This is a genomic window from Pseudomonas boreofloridensis (assembly GCF_030580795.1).
Taxonomy (GTDB): Bacteria; Pseudomonadota; Gammaproteobacteria; order Pseudomonadales; family Pseudomonadaceae; genus Aquipseudomonas; species Aquipseudomonas boreofloridensis.
In genome coordinates, this window is record NZ_JAUQOQ010000002.1 from 38901 (window position 1) to 57286 (window position 18386).

An 18386-nucleotide genomic window follows, 5' to 3' on the forward strand; every position below is an offset into this window, starting at 1 on the left:
CCCATGGTGTTCGGAGTGGTTTGAAACGGTAGAGGAAAGAGGACCGCTGTTTCAAGTTGCTACAGAGGGAAGAAGTCGTTCATTGGAAGGGAAAGATTTCTGATGTCGGTAGGAAGAATCCTAGGCCTTAACGACAATGCAGTAGCGTCTGACCCGCCTGATTGAAATAGGCCGTAAATACTGCGGCGGTCAGGGTGCCCAGCGGCACCCGATCAAGGCGCAGGCGATGCCGGGCCACGCAGCAGAATCACACGGCTCCGGCACCCAGACGCCGCTCAGGCCTGGACCGCCTCAGGCAACGGCAGGGCCAGCAGACGCTCGTCGAGCAGCCCCAGACCCTCCTGGAACAGTTGATTGCTGCGCTCGGTCTCGCCCAGCCCTGCCAACAGTCGCGCAAGCTCGGCACAGGTTTCCGGGTTGCGTTGCATGCGCAGACTGCTCTCGAAGTAGTCGCGAGCTTTGCCCCAGAGGCGGTTCTGCTGGCTCAGACGACCGAGGGTCAGCAGCAAGCTCGGGTCCTGCGGGTGGTCCTTGAGCCAGCCTTCGGCGGTCTGCAACTGGCGCAATGGATCGTCACCACGCACCAGCCCGTACAGACGCGCCAAGTGGCTTTCATACTGACGCTTCAAGGCGCTGCGCAGCACCTGCTCCGCCTCCCCTTGGGCGCCCACCTGACGCAGTTGCTCGGCATAGGCCAACACCAACTGCGGCTCATGGCGCTGGGCCGAGGTCAGTTGCTGCCAGGCACGCTCCAGCGACTGACGCGCCGCCTGTGGATCTTCACCCCGCGTGGCAGCCAGGCTCAGATTCTGCCCCCAGGCACGCTGTTCCAGTTCGGCCAGCTCTGGGGCCGGCAGTACCTTGCCCTTGCGCAAGTCGGGCAGCAGGCGAATCAACGCGGGCCAGTCGCCGCGCTCGCGGTGCAGACGCTGCAGCAGACGCAGCACCTGGACGTTGTGCGGATGGCGCTCCTGCATCACCAGCAGGGTATCCAGCGCACCGTCGGTGTCGCCGCGGTCCATCTGCAGTTGCGCATGGGTCAGCGCAATGGCCAGCTCGGCCTGGGGCTGACGCTCCAAGGCGCGTTCGAGCAAATGGTCACTGTCCTCGGTACGCCCCTGCTCGTTGGCAGCGCGCGCCGCACCGAGGTAATACAACAGCGGCTGACGCTCGGCCTCGGCGGCACGGTGCAGGTGACGCTGAGCACTGGCCCAGCGACCCTCGGCCAGGTCCAACTGCCCCTGCTCGATGGCGATGCGCACACGACGGCGACGGTTGCGTCGCGACCATGGGTTGACCACGCCGCTGGAAGTCAGCACCAATCCCACCAGATAACGCAGCAGCAGCAGGGCCAGTACGAACACCACCAACGCGGCCAGCGCCGCCCACAGCCCCGACTGATAGCGGAAGCCCCCGTAGGCGATCAGCACGTAGCCACTGTGCTTGGCGATGGCCACGCCCAGCCCCGCCGCAACGACGATTGCCAGCACGGCCAGCAGGTAGACACGCTTCATGGCTTGGCCCCCTCACCCTCGGCCGGCAGGTGCCGGCGCTGGATGTAGGCCTGCACCGCCGCCAGGCTTTCAGCCAGATCGGGAACCTGCACCGACACCGGCTGTTCGGCCAGGGCGTTGAGGCTGTCGAGCATGGCCTTGCTCTGCGGATTGTCGGCATTGAAGTTGGCCAGCAGCACGCTGCGGGCATCGTCCAGGGCACGGGTGTACACCTTGTCCTGACCGTTGAGCGCGGCCCACTGGGCCTGTTCGAGGGTCAGGCTCAACGCCAGGCGCACCTGGCTGAGCGACTGCCCGGCCAACAGCGGACGCACGTTCTGGTCGGCATTGAAGTCGACTTGGAAGTATTTGGAAATTTCTGCCCACCAGTTCGACAGACGCGAGCTGAAGTCGCCGTCTTCGGTCAGCGCACCCACCGCGTTGGCATCGCTGTCGAACTCCGGCGCCAGGGCGCTGAGTTGCTGGACCTGCTCGCGCTGCGCGGCGAGCTTGAGGAACAGGCCGGTTCGGTCAGGTTGCTGGGTGCTTTGCAGGGTCGCCAGGCTGCGCGCCAACTGCTCACGCGCGGCGAACACACCAGGATCGCTCTGCTCGCGCAGAATCTCGTCGGCGCCTTCGACCAGTGCCGTGGCGCTGGTGATGTCCTGCAAGGCTGACAGACGCAGCGTGGCCAGGCGCAGCAGATGCTCAGCCTCGGCCAGCCGCCATTCCTTGCGGCTTTCGCCCAGCACCGTTTCCAGGCGCTGACTCAGCCGCTGCTGGTCGCCCTGCAACTGCGCTACCAGACGCCGGCGATCTTCCAGTTCACTGGCTGCCGGCAGGCCGGCGAGCTGCGAGCCCAGTTGTTGCTGACGCTGCTGCAACGCCTCGGCGCGCTGGTTCAGCGCCTCGATATGCTCGCCCTGGCCCTGCTCGTTGCCTTGCAACTGATGCACCTGCCATGCGCCCCAACCGCCAACGCCCAGACCGGCCGCGCCAAACAGCAGCGCCAGCATGGCCAGGCCGTTGCCAGCCCGCTTGGCCGGCTGCTCGACGGGGGTGTGCGGCGCCTCGGCCGCCGTGGGTTGTTCGTTGTTGGACAAGACAGTCTCGCTCACGTATCCATCCTTTGCATGGGGGCGCCGTCGCTCTGCGCTGGGCGCCTTAAGAGGCAGGTGCAGCGCTGCGCTGCACGGCTGCCAGCAAAGCCGTGGCACTGGCGCCACGGCAATCCACAACCTGTTGGGCACCTGCTGCCCTGGCCTGCTCGGCGACCCGTGGGCTCGGCACGAACAGGGGCATCTGCGCAACGCGGGGCCACTGGGCGCCAGCGAGCCGCTGCAGATGTTCGAAACCCTGCCCACTGCTGACCACCAGCCCGTTCAGGCGTTCCGCTTCGATCCGTTGCAGCAGGCTGCCTGGCGGATGATCCGGCAGGCGACGTTCATACAGTTCCAGATATTCGACACTAGCACCTTGCTCACCAAGACGCTCGGCCAGCAGTTCGCGACCACCCTTGCCACGGACGATCAGGACACGTGCTGTAGGAACCGCGATAGCCTCGCGCAGGACGGACACACCGAGCAAGGCCTCGCTGTCATCACCGGCTGTAGGGTAAGTCACCTGCAGGCCCGTGGCCTGGAGCACCCGGGCCGTGGCTTCGCCCACGCTGAACCAGCCGTGGCGCGGCGCGGCGAGGGCGGCGTCGGCGAGCCGATCCAGCAGCAGGCGCGCGGCCGGCTTGCTCACGACGATGATCGCCTGGTAGCTGCCGATAGCATCCAGTCGCTGCCGCGCGGCAGCGTCCAGGGCGACAGGCGCGATGGTCAACAACGGCAGGCTGCTGCTGGCAATACCCGATGCGCTCAGCACCTGCGCCACCGCCGCGCATTCCTCGGCAGGCCGAGTCAGCAGCAGGCGCCAGTTGCTCACGGATGACCGGCCTCGCCGTAGACGTCCTTGAGGATCGCCTCGGCGCCCTGCGCCAGCAGTGCTTCGGCCACCCGCACACCCAGGCGCTCAGCCTCGGCGCGCGGCGCGCGGGCATCGGCCATCAGCAACGTCCCGCCGCTGGGCTGGCCCACCAGCCCGCGCAGCCACAGGTCATCGCCTTCAAGCACGGCGTAGCAGGCGATCGGCACCTGGCAGCCACCGTTCAGACGCTTGTTCATCGCCCGCTCGGCCTTGACCCGATCCGCCGTGTCGGCATGGTCGAGCGGAGCCAGCAGCGCATGGATTTCCCGGTCGGCACTGCGGCACTCGATGCCCACTGCGCCCTGGCCACCCGCCGGAAGGCTGTCGTCGATGCCGATGCTGGAGGTGATACGCGCTTCGAACCCCAGGCGAATCAGCCCCGCTGCCGCCAGGATGATCGCGTCGTATTCGCCGGCATCGAGCTTGGCCAGGCGTGTGTTGACGTTGCCGCGCAGGAAACGGATCTCCAGGTCTGGGCGACGGGCCAGCAACTGCGCCTGCCGGCGCAGGCTGGACGTGCCGACGATGCTCCCGGCCGGCAGCGCATCAAGGCTGTCGAAGGTGTTGGAAACGAAGGCATCGCGCGGGTCTTCGCGTTCGCAGATGCAGTACAAACCCAGGCCTTCGGGGAAGTCCATGGGCACGTCCTTCATCGAATGGACGGCGATGTCGGCCTCGTTGTCGAGCAGGGCGGTTTCCAGCTCTTTGACGAACAGCCCCTTGCCGCCGATCTTCGCCAGCGGCGCGTCGAGCAGCTTGTCGCCACGGCTGACCATCGGCACCAGGGACACGATGAGACCGGGATGCGCCTGTTCCAGGCGCGCTTTGACGTATTCGGCCTGCCACAGGGCCAAGGCGCTTTTACGGGTGGCAATGCGGATTTCGCGAGTGGACATCTGACGCACCGAAGCAGAGAAATGCCGGCGATGATAACAGCTCGGCTCGCTTGGCTAGCAGATCCAGGTCATCACAAGGCCTGCCATCCCTGGCGACGGCCATGCGCGGGCAAGGCTTAGAGCTGCTGCATCATCTTGCGCACACCGGCTACATGCCGGCGGCTGACGGTCAGCGCATCGCCGTTCAGGCCCTTGAGGAACAGTTGGAAGTGGCCAAGCGGCGTACGCTGCAGCCGCTCGATGCGATCGCGCGCCACCAGCGCGTTGCGATGGATGCGCACGAAGCGCTCGCCGAACTCGTCTTCCAGGGATTTGAGCGGCTCGTCCAGCAGCACCTCGCCACCTTCGTGGCGCAAAGTCACGTATTTGTGATCGGCGATGAAGTAGATCACCTGACCCAGCGGAATCAGTTCGATACCTTTGCGGGTGCGCGCGCTGATATGGCTGCGTGGGCCTCCACCGGCTTCGGTGGCGGGCCGGGTGAGTGCCGCGAGCTGGGTACGGTTGGGTTTGTCGGCCCTGCGCAGGGCATCGCGCAATGCCTGGGGTTGGGTGGCGTGGCCGACGTGGCTGAGGGTGCTGTGGTTGAACGCCTCCAACTCGTCGTCATCGAGGCAGAACACCACCGCGGGCGGCGCCTCACGTTCGCACAGGCGAGCCGCGACCTGCAGGCCGTCCAGGCCTGGCATGCGGGTGTCGAGCAGCACCACGTCGGGTTTCAAGCTGTCGATCAGTGCCAGGGCCTCCTCGCCGCTGGTGGCACTGGGTTCCAGCACGTTGTAGCCCTCCAGCTCGCCAAGCAGGCGGCTCAGGCGGTCACGGGCCTGGGATTCATCGTCAACGATCAGGACATTCATAATTGCGCTGGATTCCTGAGTGAGTCTCGCAAGGTGGGTCTGCGTGACAGGAGTCGGTGGACCGTGTTGCGGTCACGCTACAGACCCATGCGAAGGCCAAAGATTCACTGGTCCGACAGAATCGCTGCCGGCCCTCTGTGAAACTGTAGACGGTCCGTGGAACGCTGCCGTTCAATCGCTGAATATCCTGTAGCGCCGCTGGCATGCCGCAAAACGGCCATCGCGCCGACCGCTGTCCTACGGACGGCAGCCCAACCCTGCTATCATCGGCGCCACTTTTTCATTCACGCCTTCTATGAGTGGATCCATGAGCACCGACAAGACCAACCAGTCCTGGGGCGGCCGCTTCAGCGAGCCCGTCGACGCCTTCGTCGCCCGCTTCACCGCCTCGGTCGATTTCGACAAGCGCCTGTACCGTCACGACATCATGGGTTCGATTGCCCACGCCACCATGCTGGCGCAGGTCGGCGTGCTGTCCGACGCCGAACGCGACGCGATCATCGACGGGCTGAACACCATCCAGGGCGAAATCGAAGCGGGCCAGTTCGACTGGCGCGTCGATCTGGAAGATGTGCACATGAACATCGAAGCGCGCCTGACCGACCGCATCGGCGTCACCGGCAAGAAGCTGCACACCGGCCGCAGCCGCAACGACCAGGTCGCCACCGACATCCGCCTGTGGCTGCGTGACGAGATCGACCTGATCCTGGCCGAAATCACCCGCCTGCAGCAGGGCCTGCTGGCTCAAGCCGAGCGCGAAGCCGAGACCATCATGCCCGGCTTCACCCACCTGCAGACCGCCCAACCGGTGACCTTCGGCCATCACCTGCTGGCCTGGTTCGAAATGCTCAGCCGCGACTACGAGCGCCTGGTCGACTGCCGCAAGCGCGTCAACCGCATGCCCCTGGGCAGCGCCGCACTGGCCGGCACCACCTATCCCATCGACCGTGAACTCACCTGCACGCTGCTGGGCTTCGAGGCGGTCTCGGGCAACTCGCTGGACGGCGTTTCCGACCGCGATTTCGCCATCGAATTCTGCGCGGCCGCGAGCCTGGCGATGATGCACCTGTCGCGCTTCTCCGAAGAGCTGGTGCTGTGGACCAGCGCGCAATTCCAGTTCATCGACCTGCCCGACCGCTTCTGCACCGGCAGCTCGATCATGCCGCAGAAGAAGAACCCGGACGTCCCGGAGCTGGTGCGCGGCAAGACCGGCCGTGTGTTCGGCGCCCTCACCGGCCTGCTCACCCTGATGAAAGGTCAGCCGCTGGCCTACAACAAGGACAACCAGGAAGACAAAGAACCGCTGTTCGACGCCGCCGATACCCTGCGCGACTCGCTGCGCGCTTTCGCCGACATGATTCCGGCGATCAAGCCCAAGCACGCGATCATGCGCGAGGCCGCGCTGCGCGGATTCTCCACCGCCACCGACCTGGCCGACTACCTGGTGCGTCGCGGTCTGCCGTTCCGTGACTGCCACGAGATCGTCGGGCACGCGGTCAAGTACGGCGTCGACCACGGCAAGGACCTGGCCGAGATGAGCCTGGAAGAGCTGCGCCAGTTCAGCGACCAGATCGAGCAGGATGTGTTCGCCGTGCTCACCTTGGAAGGCTCGGTGAACGCGCGCAACCACATCGGCGGCACCGCACCTGCCCAGGTGCGCGCCGCCGTCGCTCGCGGCCAGGCGCTGCTGGCCGCACGCTGATCGAGCAACGGTCGGGGCTGCCCGCCAGCCCCGGCCCCTTCAGCGCTTGTTCTTGATCATTTCCAGGAACGCCGGCATCGCCGCTTCCTTGTCGGCGACGATCCGCGCCATGTGCGGGTTTTCCTGCAACTTCTGCAACAAGGCTGCGGCCTGCGGGAAGTCAGCGAGGAAATCGATGCCCAGCACCTTCTTGCCTACCGCGCAGGCCAGATCCACCGAGAAGCAGAACATCAGGTCCGCCAAGGTCAGGCGTTCGCCCGCCACATAAGGCGCGAACTTGCCATTGCGCTTGAGCGTGGCGAAGCCCACCAACAGTTCGGCACGGGCTTTCTCCTTGACCAGCGGCTCCACCGGCTGACCGAAGAACGCCTCGGCATAGCAGGTGCGCGCGGGCAGTTCGATGTACAGCTCGATTTCCTTGAGCAGCTCGCGCACCTTGGCCAGCTCGAAGGCATCGCGGGGCAGCAGCGGATGCTCGGGGTGGGTCTGCTCGATGTACTCGAGGATCACGCTGGTTTCACTCAGGAAACCGTGCTCGGTTTCCAGCGCCGGCACCTTGCCGCGCGGGCTCACCGCCAGCACCTGCGGGGTCTGCCCGGAGACGAACAGCACTTCCTCGAAAGGCACGCCTTTTTCCAGCAGGGCCAGTTTGACCATGTTGTAGTAGTTGCTGACCGCGAATCCGTAGAGCTTGAGCATGGGGTACAGCCTCCAGGCCGTGTGAGGGGTTGGCCCGCACGTTTATAGCCGCACTGGCCCTGCTCTGACCAGCATCATGGCGCACGTCGATGATGGGGCATTGCCCAGGCAGGCATGGCACACTGTGCGCCTTATCCACAGGAGCAGCGCCATGAGCGAACCCACCGACCTCGACAACGACGACGAAGCCTTCGCCGAAGCCACCCTGACCCAGGCTATCGAAAACCAGATCGAAAGCGGCAATCCGCCCGCCGCCAAGGCCACCTACAACAAGCTGAGCCTGGTCGGCTACGCGCATGAGGATATCCTCAACCTCATGGCCCACGTGCTGGCCATCGAGATCGACGCGCTGCTCAATGAAGACCGCGCGTTCAATACCCAATGGTACGAAAACGCCCTGCGCGCCCTGCCGGAACTGCCGCCTGAGGCAAATCAAGGCGACGACGAACAAGTCTGACTACACTCCTGACTTCCATCCTCGTCTGGAAGTCAGGAGTTGCCCATGTCCTTCACCCCCGATCTGATCGCCGAACTGGAAGTGCTTGCCCTGTTCAACCTGGACAGCAGCCAGGAAGGGATCAAGATTCACGCCAACGCTTCGCCCTCGCTCATCGCCGCCGCCAAGCGCCTGCATGAGAAGCAGCTCACCGATCAGCCCGATGGCGGCTACCTGACCAGCCTCGGTCACGACGCGGTCGAGAGCGTGCAACTGCTGCTGAACGTGCTCAAGTCACCACAGCCGGCCTAGCCACGTAAAGACGCTTTCTCGGGATCGCACCGCGCAGGCGTCCCTCACGACGCCTGCCTGCCAGGTCGCCAGTCGCTGGAAAAATGGCGCCAAAATGCCATCCACTCTCTTATGCATTCTTGTCGCTCAGGTTACACTCGCCGACGCATCCCGACTTGCCTGAGCACGTCATGAGCCACCCTCACGAAATTCGCCCCGACCTGGACCAAGGCATTGACCGCAAGGTGCTGTCGACCCTGCGTGGGCGCTTCCTGCAGATCAATCAAGGTCGCCTGGAACGGGCCATGGACGGGCTCTCCAGCCGCCAGCAGACAGTGCTCAAGCTGTTGCCACTGTTCTTCCACGTCAATCATCCGCTGCTGCCTGGCTACGTCTCGGGCGGCACGCCGGCCGGCGTATCGGGTTTCGAGCCGGACGCTGAACTGCTGGCCGAAGCCCAGCGCCTGACCCGCTCGTTCACCTACAAGGCACGTCACGGCAACCCGCCTCAGCCGATCCATGGACTGTTTCTGATGGGCAGCCTCGGCACCCTGGCCCAGGCCGAACAGAGCGACATGGACCTGTGGGTCTGCCACGCGCCGGACCTGGCCGAACCTGAGCTGGCCGAACTGCGGCGCAAGTGCCAATTGCTCGAGGCCTGGGCGGCCACCCAGGGCGCCGAGGCGCACCTGTTCATGATCGAGCCGCACGGCTTCGCCCAGGGCCAGCGCGACGGCCAGCTCAGTTCCGACGACTGCGGTACCACGCAGCACTTTCTGCTGCTCGACGAGTTCTACCGCACGGCGATCTGGCTGGCCGGGCGCACCCCGCTGTGGTGGCTGGTGCCGGTATATGAAGAGTCGAACTATCAGGCCTACACCTGCACGCTGCTCTCCAAGCGCTTCATCGGCCCCCATGAGGCGCTCGACCTTGGCCACCTGGCGCACATTCCCGCCCAGGAATTCGTCGGCGCCGGGCTGTGGCAACTGTTCAAGGGCATCGACTCGCCCTACAAATCGTTGCTCAAGCTGCTGCTCACCGAGGCCTACGCCAGCGAGCACCCCGAGGTGCGCTGCCTGAGCCTGGACTACAAGCGCGCGGTGTTCGCCAATTGCCTGGACCTGGACGAGCTCGACCCTTATGTACTGGTCTACCGGCGCATCGAACGCTACCTGTTGCAGCGCAACGAGCGCGCGCGCCTGGAGCGGGTACGCCGCAGCCTGTATCTGAAGGTGAACAAGAAACTCAGCCTGTGCGCACGCTCGACCCGCGACGGTTGGCAACAGCGCCTGCTCGCCCGCCTGACCGACGAATGGGGCTGGAGCGACCAGCAACTGGCCCTGCTCGATACCCGCAGTCAATGGAAGGTCCGCCAAGTGGCGCTGGAGCGCCGCGAGCTGGTGAGCGAACTCAATCACAGCTATCGCTTCGTCAGTCAATTCGCCCGCGAAAAAGGCGCCGGCAGCCGCGCCGAGCAGCGCGACCTGAACGTACTCGGACGGCGCCTGTATGCCGCCTTCGAACGCCGCGTCGGCAAGATCGAAGTCATCAACCCCGGCATTGCTCCGGACGTGGCCGAGGACACCCTGACCTTGGTGCAATCGCCCAACCGCAAGGAGCCTGGCACTTACCTCTGGGGACTCTACCCCGGCAGCCTGGGCGTGCATGAATGGGAGCATACCCACCCGCTCAAGCGCTGCCGCGAGCTGATCGAACTGCTGGCCTGGGCGCACCGCAACGGCGTCATCGACAGCAGCACGCGCCTGGCTCTGCACCCTGGGGTCAGCGACCTGAGCGAATTCGAACTGTTCAACTTGATGGGAAGCTTGCAGCAGAGCTTGCCCCTGCCGCTGCAGAACGTCAGCGACATCGACCTGCTGCAACCGAGCGTGGCCCAGGAAGTTCTGCTGCTGGTGAATGTCGGCCTGGATCCGCTGCGTCAACACCGTGACCTGAACATTCTGATGACCACCGAGCGCACCGACTCGCTGAGCTACGCCGGGGTGCGCGAAAACCTGGTGCTGACGCTCGATCAGGTCACCCTCAACAGCTGGAACGAGGTGCTGGTGCAGCGCTACGACGGCGAACATGCCTTGATGCGCTGCCTGCGCGATTTTCTCAACAGCCGTGGCTCACGCACCCCGCGCCCGCGCCTGACGGTACGCTGCTTCTGCCACAACCGCGCGCAGGCCATCGCCCAGCGCGTCGAGGAACTGTTCGACACTGTCCAAGGCCTGCTGGAGCGCAACCTCGGTCATCGGTTCCTGCTGCAGGTGGCGCAGCATACCCATGTGCTGGCGCTCGACGCGGGCCAGGTCGAGCTGACCACGCTGGAAGGGCACGCGGCCCTGCTCACCCACCTGGGCGAAGAGCGCACGCACTACAGCCCCTTGCTGCTGGATGCCCAGGCCCTGACGGATCACGACTTGCCGCTGTTGCTGGCACTGGGTCAGCCCGAGTGCATCCAGGTGTTCTATCGCCTGCATGAAGGGTTCGCCGACCTCTACGTGCTCGACGAGCACGGGACGTTGTGGCAACAGCAATCACCGCTGCAGGATGAAGAGCACCTGCTGCTGCCCTTGCAGCGTTTCCTGAATTCGGTGGCCATGCGCCGCAAGGCGCGCCTGCCGTTGGACGGTCGCCAAGCGGCGCTGGATATCCACTATTACCAGTTGCTGCCCAATGGCCCGGGGAAGGCTCGAAGCGTGGAGCGGCGCCCGACACCGGCCGTGGACGAAGCCCAGCCCTACTACGAAGTGCAGGCGATCGTTCAGGCCTCCCCACAGCAGGCGCCACAGGTCACCTTGTATTGCGATCAGCTCGAATATTCCGAGCTGGAGTATGGCGATCAGCTGTATGCCGTGGTCGCGCGACAGATCCTCGAGCAGCGCCACAGCGCAGGTGTTTACCGCTGCTATATCACTGACCTGGACCTGTCGGGCCTGGACGACGAACGACCGGCCTCGACTGCGGTTCTGTTGCGCCACAAGCAAGCCCTTGAGCAGGCGCTGAACGATGGCCTGCATCTGCAACAGCGCACATCGCAGCCCTGACCCTGCACCGATTCCCGCTGCTGCCAATCCATCGGCCGCACCACCATCAAGGGCTCTTGGCACTGGAGTACTCGATGATGAACAAAGCATGTTGGATGGGCTCGACCCCTGAACTGGGCAGCCTGCGTATTCACGAACTGATTCTGCCCGGCAGCCACGATTCGGGCATGGACACCAAGGTCGGCGCCGTGATCGCCCAGGAGCTCACCCAGGACGTTCCCTGTATCGATCAGGTCCGTGGCGGTATTCGCGTGCTGGACCTGCGCGTGCGGGCATACCACGAATACACCCCGGATCAAGCCTACCGCTATCAGCTGTTCCACATGAGCAGTTCCGGGCGCAACCTGTTCGGCGACGTCCTCAATCAGCTCAAGCAGTTTTTCAAAACGCCGGCCAATGCCAAGGAAATCGTGATCCTCGACTTCCATCAATTCGAGCGCTTCGGCGAAAAGGAACACGGCTGGCTGCGCGAGGCGATGAACCGGCACTTCGGCTCGATGTTCATCCCCAAGTCACTGAGCCACCTGACACTGGACGAGTTGTGGAGCCAGCACCCGGGCAAGAACATCGTGATCGCCTACAACCATCAAGACCGCGGCGACTATTGGCCTGGCGTGCGTCAGGTGTGGATTGGTGAAAACACACCCTCGGCCGCCACGCTGAAGGCGTTCATGGACAAGCAACCACCGGTGGACGATACCAGGGGCGAGCTGAGCGCGATTCAGTGTGCCAAGTACAACGTGGCCGAGTTGTTCCGCCCGGATGACTTCAGCGACAAGATCGACGAGTGGTTCAAATCGCAGGACCTGAACAGCTACATCCAGAAATTCCGCATCATCAACACCGACTGGTCGCTGCGCAGCCGCATCGTCGACAACTGCATCCATGCCTGCCAACTGCGGGCCAGGCAGGCCCGCTGACGCTTGTCGGGCAAGGCCTCAAGTCTCGGCCAGCTTACAGATCGAAATCGCCCGCCGCTTCGGGCTGGTATTCGACCGCCAGTAGCTTGAGCTTGAGGGTCTTGCCGCCCGGTGCCGGCCAGTCGATCTGGTCGCCCACCGACAGGCCGAGCAGCGCGCAACCGATCGGTGCGAGGATCGAGACGTTGCCCTCCACGCCCGCGTCCTTCGGGTACACCAGCGTCAAGTGGTAATCCTTGCCGGTGGCCTGCTCGCGGCAGTGCACGCGCGAGTTCATGGTCACCACACCGGCCGGGACTTCCTCGTGACCGACCACCTGATCGGCGCGGTCCAGCTCGTCCTGCAGGGCGAGCACACCCGGCGTACTGTCGTCGAGGCTGTCGATCAGACGCTCCAGACGCTGCACGTCCAATCGGGTGAGGATAAGGGTAGGTTGGGTGCTCATGATCCAGTCGGACTCCTTTCAACGGGGCATTTCAGGCTGTAGATAAAGCAAAACCCCGCCCAAGGGCGGGGTTTGCTGATGGCTTCTGGCGAGGCCAGTAATGGCTCGACACTACCACAGCCGGACAAATACTCAAGCCTCAGGCGTCGCCGCCTTCAGCGCCCGGGCCTCGCGGCAGATGTGCCGACGCCGTTCATCGTCAGCCGCGCGCCACTCGCGGATGTGCTCCACATGCCGGTAGCAGCCAGTACAGACACGGCGCTCATCGAGCCGACACACATTGATGCAGGGCGAAGGCACGGCTGGGCTGACGTTGCTGTAGAGCGGCTTGGGAGGCCGCGGCTGATCGCTCATGTCAGATCTCGTCGAAGTCCAGCTTCTCGCCGACCCGCTCCCAGACGATGCGTTCGAGCATCTCGCCGAGCAGCTCTTCGCTCTTCTCGCACACCCACTTGCCGCTCTCTTCGTCGTAGTCGAAGTGAAAACCGCCGGAACGGTCGGCCAGCCACAGTTGGCGTAGCGGTTCCTGGCGGCTGAAGATCAGTTGGCTGCCGTTGTCGAACTTGATGGTCAGCACCCCGGCGGAGTTTTCCATGTCCAGATCCAGGTCGGTGTCATCGAACAGATCCTCCAGGGCCTGTTGGGTGGCGTCGACCAGATCGTGGAAACGCGCTTCGCTCAAACTCATTGCAGGAACCTCGGAAATGGCTGCAGGGACGCAAGCCGGGCACGATACCGGCGCAAGGCGCCCAGCTTCAAGCCGTAAGCGGCAAGAGACAAGAAAAACCGCCCAGCGCAGACGACCGGCGCCACCAACTTGCCGCTTGCAGCTTGCCACTTGCCGCTCGCGGCTTGCGGCTCGACTCGCCCGGACCCTCGCATAGGCAATCTGCCGGGCGCTCGGTATACTCGGGCGCAATACTGCTTAATTCAAAGGATTTCGCCCATGAAGCGCCTGATTTCCTCCGTTGCGGCGCTGGTCGCTGTTGCCTGCCTCGTTTCGGCCTGCGGCCAGAAAGGCCCCCTGTACCTGCCTGAAGACGGCAAGGACGGCAAGAGCGCACGCAAGTCGTCGCATCAACACGGGCAGCCGGCCCAGGCCGCGCCGCAAGCCGAAGAACCGCTGCCCGAGCAGTCGCCAGCGCAGTAAGGAAATCCCATGGACGCATTCAACTACCGCGGCGGCGAGTTGTTCGCCGAGGGCGTGGCCCTGTCGGCCATCGCCGAGCGCTTCGGCACCCCGACCTACGTCTATTCGCGCGCCCATATCGAGGCCCAGTACCGCAGCTACACCGACGCCCTGCAAGGGGTCGAGCACTTGGTGTGCTTCGCGGTCAAGGCCAACTCCAACCTGGGTGTGCTGAACCTGTTGGCGCGCCTGGGCGCAGGCTTCGACATCGTCTCCGGCGGCGAGCTGGAGCGCGTGCTGGCCGCAGGTGGACGCGCCGATCGCGTGGTGTTCTCCGGCGTCGGCAAGACCCGTGAAGACATGCGCCGCGCCTTGGAAGTGGGTGTGCACTGCTTCAACGTCGAATCCACCGACGAACTCGAGCGCCTGCAAACCGTGGCCGCCGAGATGGGCAAAGTGGCCCCGGTGTCGCTGCGGGTCAACCCGGACGTCGATGCGGGCACCCACCCGTACATCTCCACGGGCCTGAAGGAAAACAAGTTCGGCATCGCCATCGCCGATGCCGAAGCCCTCTACGTGCGCGCCGCGCAACTGCCGAACCTGGACGTGGTCGGCGTCGACTGCCACATCGGCTCGCAGTTGACCACCGTCGATCCATTCCTCGACGCGCTGGATCGCCTGTTGGCCCTGGTCGATCGCCTGGCCGAGTGCGGCATCCACCTGCGTCACCTGGACCTGGGCGGCGGTGTCGGCGTGCGCTACCGCGACGAGCAGCCGCCGCAGGTGGCCGACTACCTGCAGGCCATCCGCGAGCGCGTCGGCGCGCGCGATCTGGCGCTGGTGTTCGAACCGGGCCGCTACATCGTCGCCAACGGCGGCGTATTGCTGACCCGCGTCGAGTACCTCAAGCACACCGAACACAAGGACTTCGCCATCATCGATGCGGCGATGAACGACCTGATTCGTCCGGCCCTGTACCAGGCCTGGATGGACGTCAGCGCCGTCAGCCCGCGCGAAGGCCAGACACGCGCCTACGACCTGGTCGGGCCCATCTGCGAAACCGGCGACTTCCTCGCCAAGGACCGTGCGCTGAACCTGGCCGAAGGCGATCTGCTGGCCGTGCGTTCGGCGGGCGCCTATGGTTTCGTCATGAGTTCGAACTACAACACCCGGGGCCGCTGCGCCGAGGTGCTGGTCGATGGCGACCAGGCCTTCGAAGTGCGCCGCCGCGAAACCATCGCTGAATTGTTCGCCGGCGAAAGCCTGCTGCCGGAGTGAACCCATGCTGCTGCGTTTTACCAAGATGCACGGACTGGGCAATGACTTCATGGTGCTCGACCTGGTCAGCCAGCATGCGCACATCCAGCCCAAGCACGCCAAGCAATGGGGCGACCGCCACACCGGCATCGGTTTCGACCAACTGCTGATCGTCGAGGCGCCGAGCAATCCGGAGGTGGACTTCCGCTACCGGATCTTCAACGCCGACGGCTCCGAAGTCGAACAATGCGGCAATGGCGCGCGCTGCTTCGCCCGTTTCGTGCTGGACAAGCGCCTGACGGCGAAGAAGCGCATCCGTGTCGAGACCAAAGGCGGCGTCATCGAGCTGGACATCCAGAACGATGGCCAGGTCTGCGTCGACATGGGGCCACCGCGCTTCGTGCCGGCCGACATCCCCTTCGTTGCCGACGAGCAGGCGCTCAGCTACCCGCTGCAGATCGATGGACAGGTTCATCAGATCGCCGCCGTGTCGATGGGCAACCCTCATTCGGTGCTGCGCGTCGATGACGTGCAGCGCGCACCGGTACACGAGCTGGGACCGAAGATCGAACATCATCCGCGCTTCCCGCAACGGGTGAACGCCGGCTTCCTCCAGGTTGTCGACCGTCACCGCGCCTACCTGCGCGTGTGGGAGCGCGGTGCTGGCGAGACCCAGGCCTGCGGCACCGGCGCCTGCGCCGCCGCCGTGGCCGCCATCGCGCAGGGCTGGATGGACTCGCCCGTGTGCATCGAGCTGCCGGGCGGACGCCTGAGCATCGAATGGGCAGGCCCGGGCCAGTCGGTACGCATGACCGGTCCCGCCGTGCGCGTCTACGAAGGACAGGTCCGTTTCTAAACGAGTATCCGCCATGACCGATCAGCCACAGGTTGTACCCGAGCAAGCCGCCGATCTCGACGCCGAGGCGGTGATCGCCTACCTGCGCGCCCACCCCACCTTCTTCGCCGAGCACGACGACCTGCTGGTCGAGCAACGCATCCCCCATCAGCGCGGCGACAGCGTATCGCTGGTGGAACGTCAGCTCACGCTGCTGCGCGAGCGCAACATCGAGATGCGCCATCGCCTGTCGCAACTGATGGACGTGGCCCGCGACAACGACCGACTGTTCGAAAAAACGCGTCGGCTGATTCTCGACCTGCTTGACGCCAACACCTTGGAAGAAGTGGTGATGGCGGTCGAAGACAGCCTGCGCCAGGAATTCCAGGTGCCCTTCGTCAGCCTGATCCTGTTCGGCGACAACGCCGCGCCCGTCGGGCGCTGGGTCAGCAGCGCCGAGGCGCAACAGGCCATCGGTGGGCTGCTGGGCAGCGGCAAGACGGTCAGCGGCAACCTGCGCGAGCATGAGCTGGCATTCCTGTTCGGCGACGAACAGCGCCTGGAGGTGGGCTCCAGTGCCGTGGCCTCGCTGGAGCACCAGGGGCTGCACGGGGTACTGGCCATCGGCAGTCGCGACCCGCAGCACTACAAGAGCAGCGTCGGCACCCTGTTCCTCACCTACATCGCCGAAATCCTCGGCCGCGTGGTTCCACGGGTGACGCAGACGCTGCGCTCGGTGCGCTGATGGAACGTGAGCTGGCGGCTTATTGCGCGCACCTGCGCAACGAGCGCCAGGTGTCCGAGCACACCCAACTCGCCTACCGGCGCGATCTGACCAAAGTGCTCGAGTTCTGCAATAACCAAGGCATCGCCAGTTGGAAGACCTTGCAGATCCAGCAGTTGCGTCAACTGGTGGCGCGTCTGCACCATCATGGCCAGTCCTCGACCAGCCTGGCGCGCCTGCTCTCGGCAGTGCGCGGGTTGTATCGCTACCTCAACCGCGAAGGATTGTGCGAGCACGACCCGGCCAACGGCCTGGCACCGCCCAAAGGCGAACGCCGCCTGCCCAAGACCCTCGACACCGACCGCGCCCTGCAACTGCTCGACGGCGGCGTCGATGACGACTTCATCGCCCGCCGCGACCAGGCCATCCTCGAACTGTTCTATTCCTCGGGCTTGCGCCTGTCGGAGCTGACTCAGCTGGACCTGGAGCAACTCGACCTCGCTGGCGCGCTGGTGCAGGTCCACGGTAAAGGGGGCAAGGCGCGCGTGCTGCCGGTCGGGCGCAAGGCCCGCGAAGCCTTGCAAGCCTGGCTGAAGCTGCGCGGCATCAGCGCCCCGCGTGACAGCGCGGTGTTCGTCACCCGCCAAGGCAAGCGCCTGGGCCAGCGGGCCATTCAGCTACGGGTCAAGGCAGCCGGCGAGCGCGAGTTGGGCCAGCACCTGCACCCGCACATGCTCCGCCATTCGTTCGCCAGCCATCTGCTGGAATCGTCCCAGGATTTGCGGGCGGTACAGGAAATGCTCGGCCACGCCGACATCAGTACCACGCAAATCTATACCCACCTGGACTTCCAGCACCTGGCCGCCGTCTACGACAGCGCCCACCCACGGGCCAAACGCAGCAAGGATAGCGACTCATGACCATCAAACTGATCACCTTCGACCTGGACGACACCTTGTGGGACACCGCGCCCGTGATCGCCAGCGCCGAAATCCTCTTGCGCGACTGGCTGGCTGCCAATGCCCCACGCCTGGGCAGCGTGCCGGTCGAACACCTGTTTGCCATCCGCGAACGCCTGGTCCAGGCCGAACCAGCGCTCAAGCACCGCATCAGTGCACTGCGCCGACGCGTGCTGTTCAACGCGCTGGCGGAAGTCGGCTACGCCCAAGAGCAGGCGCAGGCGCTGGCAGACGAAGCCTTCGAGGTGTTCCTGCAGGCCCGGCACCAGGTCGAGGTGTTCCCAGAAGTCGAGCCGGTATTGGAGATCCTGCGCCAGCACTATGTGCTGGGCGTCGTGACCAATGGCAACGCCGATGTGCGCCGCCTGGGCATCTCCGACTACTTCCGCTTTGCCCTGTGCGCCGAGGACCTGGGCGTGGGCAAGCCGGATCCGGCACCGTTTCTCGAAGCGCTCAAGCGCGGCGGGGTCGAGGCAGCCGCCGCAGTACACATCGGAGACCATCCGGGTGATGACATTTCCGGCGCCCAGCGCGCCGGCCTGCGCGCGGTGTGGTTCAACCCCCAGGGCAAGGACTGGACCGGCGAGCGCGCGCCGGACGCCGAGGTCCGGCAGCTGTCGCAGCTTCCCGAGGTGCTGGCGCGTTGGCGGTGAAGGCCTGCCTTTTCACCACCCACAAAAAAGCCCGCAGCGACGGCGGGCTCTTTCGCACTCAGC

At 64.9% G+C, this 18386-nt stretch carries 20 protein-coding genes; 11 read left to right on the top strand and 9 right to left on the bottom strand.

All coding sequences use genetic code 11. The features are described from left to right. Positions 1–275 precede the first annotated feature (275 nt). The 5 genes from Q6A47_RS02360 to Q6A47_RS02380 all read right to left on the bottom strand — a co-directional run bounded on the left by Q6A47_RS02360 (position 276) and on the right by Q6A47_RS02380 (position 5220). Positions 276–1514: a heme biosynthesis protein HemY gene (locus Q6A47_RS02360; RefSeq protein ID WP_304482846.1), complete on the bottom strand. Its 1239-nt coding sequence runs from the start codon at positions 1512–1514 to the stop codon at positions 276–278. After that, the gene (locus Q6A47_RS02365; protein ID WP_304482848.1) at positions 1511–2611 is read right to left on the bottom strand and encodes a uroporphyrinogen-III C-methyltransferase; all 1101 of its coding nucleotides are present in this window, start codon (positions 2609–2611) and stop codon (positions 1511–1513) included. Before Q6A47_RS02365 ends, Q6A47_RS02360 begins: the two co-directional genes overlap by 4 nt. A gap of 46 nt (positions 2612–2657) precedes the next feature. Then, positions 2658–3425, bottom strand: coding sequence for a uroporphyrinogen-III synthase (locus tag Q6A47_RS02370; RefSeq protein ID WP_304482849.1), 768 nt, complete (start codon positions 3423–3425; stop codon positions 2658–2660). Continuing rightward, on the bottom strand, positions 3422–4363 hold the full coding sequence (gene hemC, locus Q6A47_RS02375; RefSeq protein WP_304482850.1) for a hydroxymethylbilane synthase: 942 nt from the start codon (positions 4361–4363) through the stop codon (positions 3422–3424). The genes Q6A47_RS02370 and hemC overlap by 4 nt, the downstream gene beginning before the upstream one ends. A 116-nt stretch (positions 4364–4479) precedes the next feature. Next, positions 4480–5220, bottom strand: coding sequence for a LytR/AlgR family response regulator transcription factor (locus Q6A47_RS02380; protein ID WP_295481257.1), 741 nt, complete (start codon positions 5218–5220; stop codon positions 4480–4482). A 307-nt stretch (positions 5221–5527) separates the two neighbouring features. Here Q6A47_RS02380 and argH point away from each other — a divergent pair, with 307 nt between their 5' ends. After that, entirely contained in the window at positions 5528–6922 is a 1395-nt protein-coding gene (gene argH / locus Q6A47_RS02385) for an argininosuccinate lyase (protein WP_039581526.1), read from the top strand. Positions 6923–6961: 39 nt separating this feature from the next. On the opposite strand, the gene Q6A47_RS02390 is transcribed toward argH, so the two are convergent. Beyond that, entirely contained in the window at positions 6962–7621 is a 660-nt protein-coding gene (locus Q6A47_RS02390) for a glutathione S-transferase (protein WP_029612560.1), read from the bottom strand. Between the two features lie 151 nt (positions 7622–7772). Between Q6A47_RS02390 and Q6A47_RS02395 the strand changes: the two genes are divergently transcribed. From Q6A47_RS02395 to Q6A47_RS02410, 4 genes are all read left to right on the top strand, one after another. Next, a complete protein-coding gene (locus tag Q6A47_RS02395; protein ID WP_029612559.1) occupies positions 7773–8078 on the top strand; it encodes a hypothetical protein in 306 nt (101 codons plus the stop codon). A gap of 45 nt (positions 8079–8123) precedes the next feature. Further along, positions 8124–8369: a TIGR02647 family protein gene (locus Q6A47_RS02400; RefSeq protein WP_039581529.1), complete on the top strand. Its 246-nt coding sequence runs from the start codon at positions 8124–8126 to the stop codon at positions 8367–8369. A 170-nt stretch (positions 8370–8539) separates the two neighbouring features. Then, a complete protein-coding gene (locus Q6A47_RS02405; protein WP_304482853.1) occupies positions 8540–11401 on the top strand; it encodes a class I adenylate cyclase in 2862 nt (953 codons plus the stop codon). 77 nt (positions 11402–11478) lie between these two features. Beyond that, complete coding sequence (locus tag Q6A47_RS02410) at positions 11479–12321, top strand: PI-PLC domain-containing protein (protein ID WP_304482854.1); 843 nt, start codon at positions 11479–11481, stop codon at positions 12319–12321. A gap of 34 nt (positions 12322–12355) precedes the next feature. On the opposite strand, the gene rnk is transcribed toward Q6A47_RS02410, so the two are convergent. From rnk to cyaY, 3 genes are all read right to left on the bottom strand, one after another. Then, positions 12356–12766: a nucleoside diphosphate kinase regulator gene (gene rnk, locus Q6A47_RS02415; RefSeq protein ID WP_029612557.1), complete on the bottom strand. Its 411-nt coding sequence runs from the start codon at positions 12764–12766 to the stop codon at positions 12356–12358. 132 nt (positions 12767–12898) lie between these two features. Next, complete coding sequence (locus tag Q6A47_RS02420; protein WP_304482859.1) at positions 12899–13120, bottom strand: DUF1289 domain-containing protein; 222 nt, start codon at positions 13118–13120, stop codon at positions 12899–12901. A gap of 1 nt (position 13121) precedes the next feature. Next, positions 13122–13454: an iron donor protein CyaY gene (gene cyaY / locus Q6A47_RS02425; RefSeq protein ID WP_029612555.1), complete on the bottom strand. Its 333-nt coding sequence runs from the start codon at positions 13452–13454 to the stop codon at positions 13122–13124. A gap of 258 nt (positions 13455–13712) precedes the next feature. On the opposite strand from cyaY, the gene lptM reads away from it, so the two are divergent. The 6 genes from lptM to Q6A47_RS02455 are packed head-to-tail and all read left to right on the top strand — an operon-like array spanning position 13713 to position 18323. After that, complete coding sequence (lptM, locus tag Q6A47_RS02430; protein WP_116889738.1) at positions 13713–13916, top strand: LPS translocon maturation chaperone LptM; 204 nt, start codon at positions 13713–13715, stop codon at positions 13914–13916. Between the two features lie 9 nt (positions 13917–13925). After that, positions 13926–15173: a diaminopimelate decarboxylase gene (lysA, locus tag Q6A47_RS02435; RefSeq protein ID WP_039581537.1), complete on the top strand. Its 1248-nt coding sequence runs from the start codon at positions 13926–13928 to the stop codon at positions 15171–15173. A 4-nt stretch (positions 15174–15177) separates the two neighbouring features. Further along, positions 15178–16008, top strand: a complete 831-nt coding sequence (dapF, locus tag Q6A47_RS02440; protein WP_039581540.1) for a diaminopimelate epimerase — start codon at positions 15178–15180, stop codon at positions 16006–16008. A 13-nt stretch (positions 16009–16021) separates the two neighbouring features. Further along, a complete protein-coding gene (locus Q6A47_RS02445) occupies positions 16022–16732 on the top strand; it encodes a DUF484 family protein (RefSeq protein WP_039581543.1) in 711 nt (236 codons plus the stop codon). Continuing rightward, positions 16732–17631 (top strand): tyrosine recombinase XerC, encoded by a 900-nt coding sequence (gene xerC / locus Q6A47_RS02450; RefSeq protein WP_029612551.1) that lies wholly within the window; start codon positions 16732–16734, stop codon positions 17629–17631. Before Q6A47_RS02445 ends, xerC begins: the two co-directional genes overlap by 1 nt. Next, the gene (locus tag Q6A47_RS02455; RefSeq protein ID WP_029612549.1) at positions 17628–18323 is read left to right on the top strand and encodes an HAD family hydrolase; all 696 of its coding nucleotides are present in this window, start codon (positions 17628–17630) and stop codon (positions 18321–18323) included. The genes xerC and Q6A47_RS02455 overlap by 4 nt, the downstream gene beginning before the upstream one ends. Positions 18324–18386 lie beyond the last annotated feature (63 nt).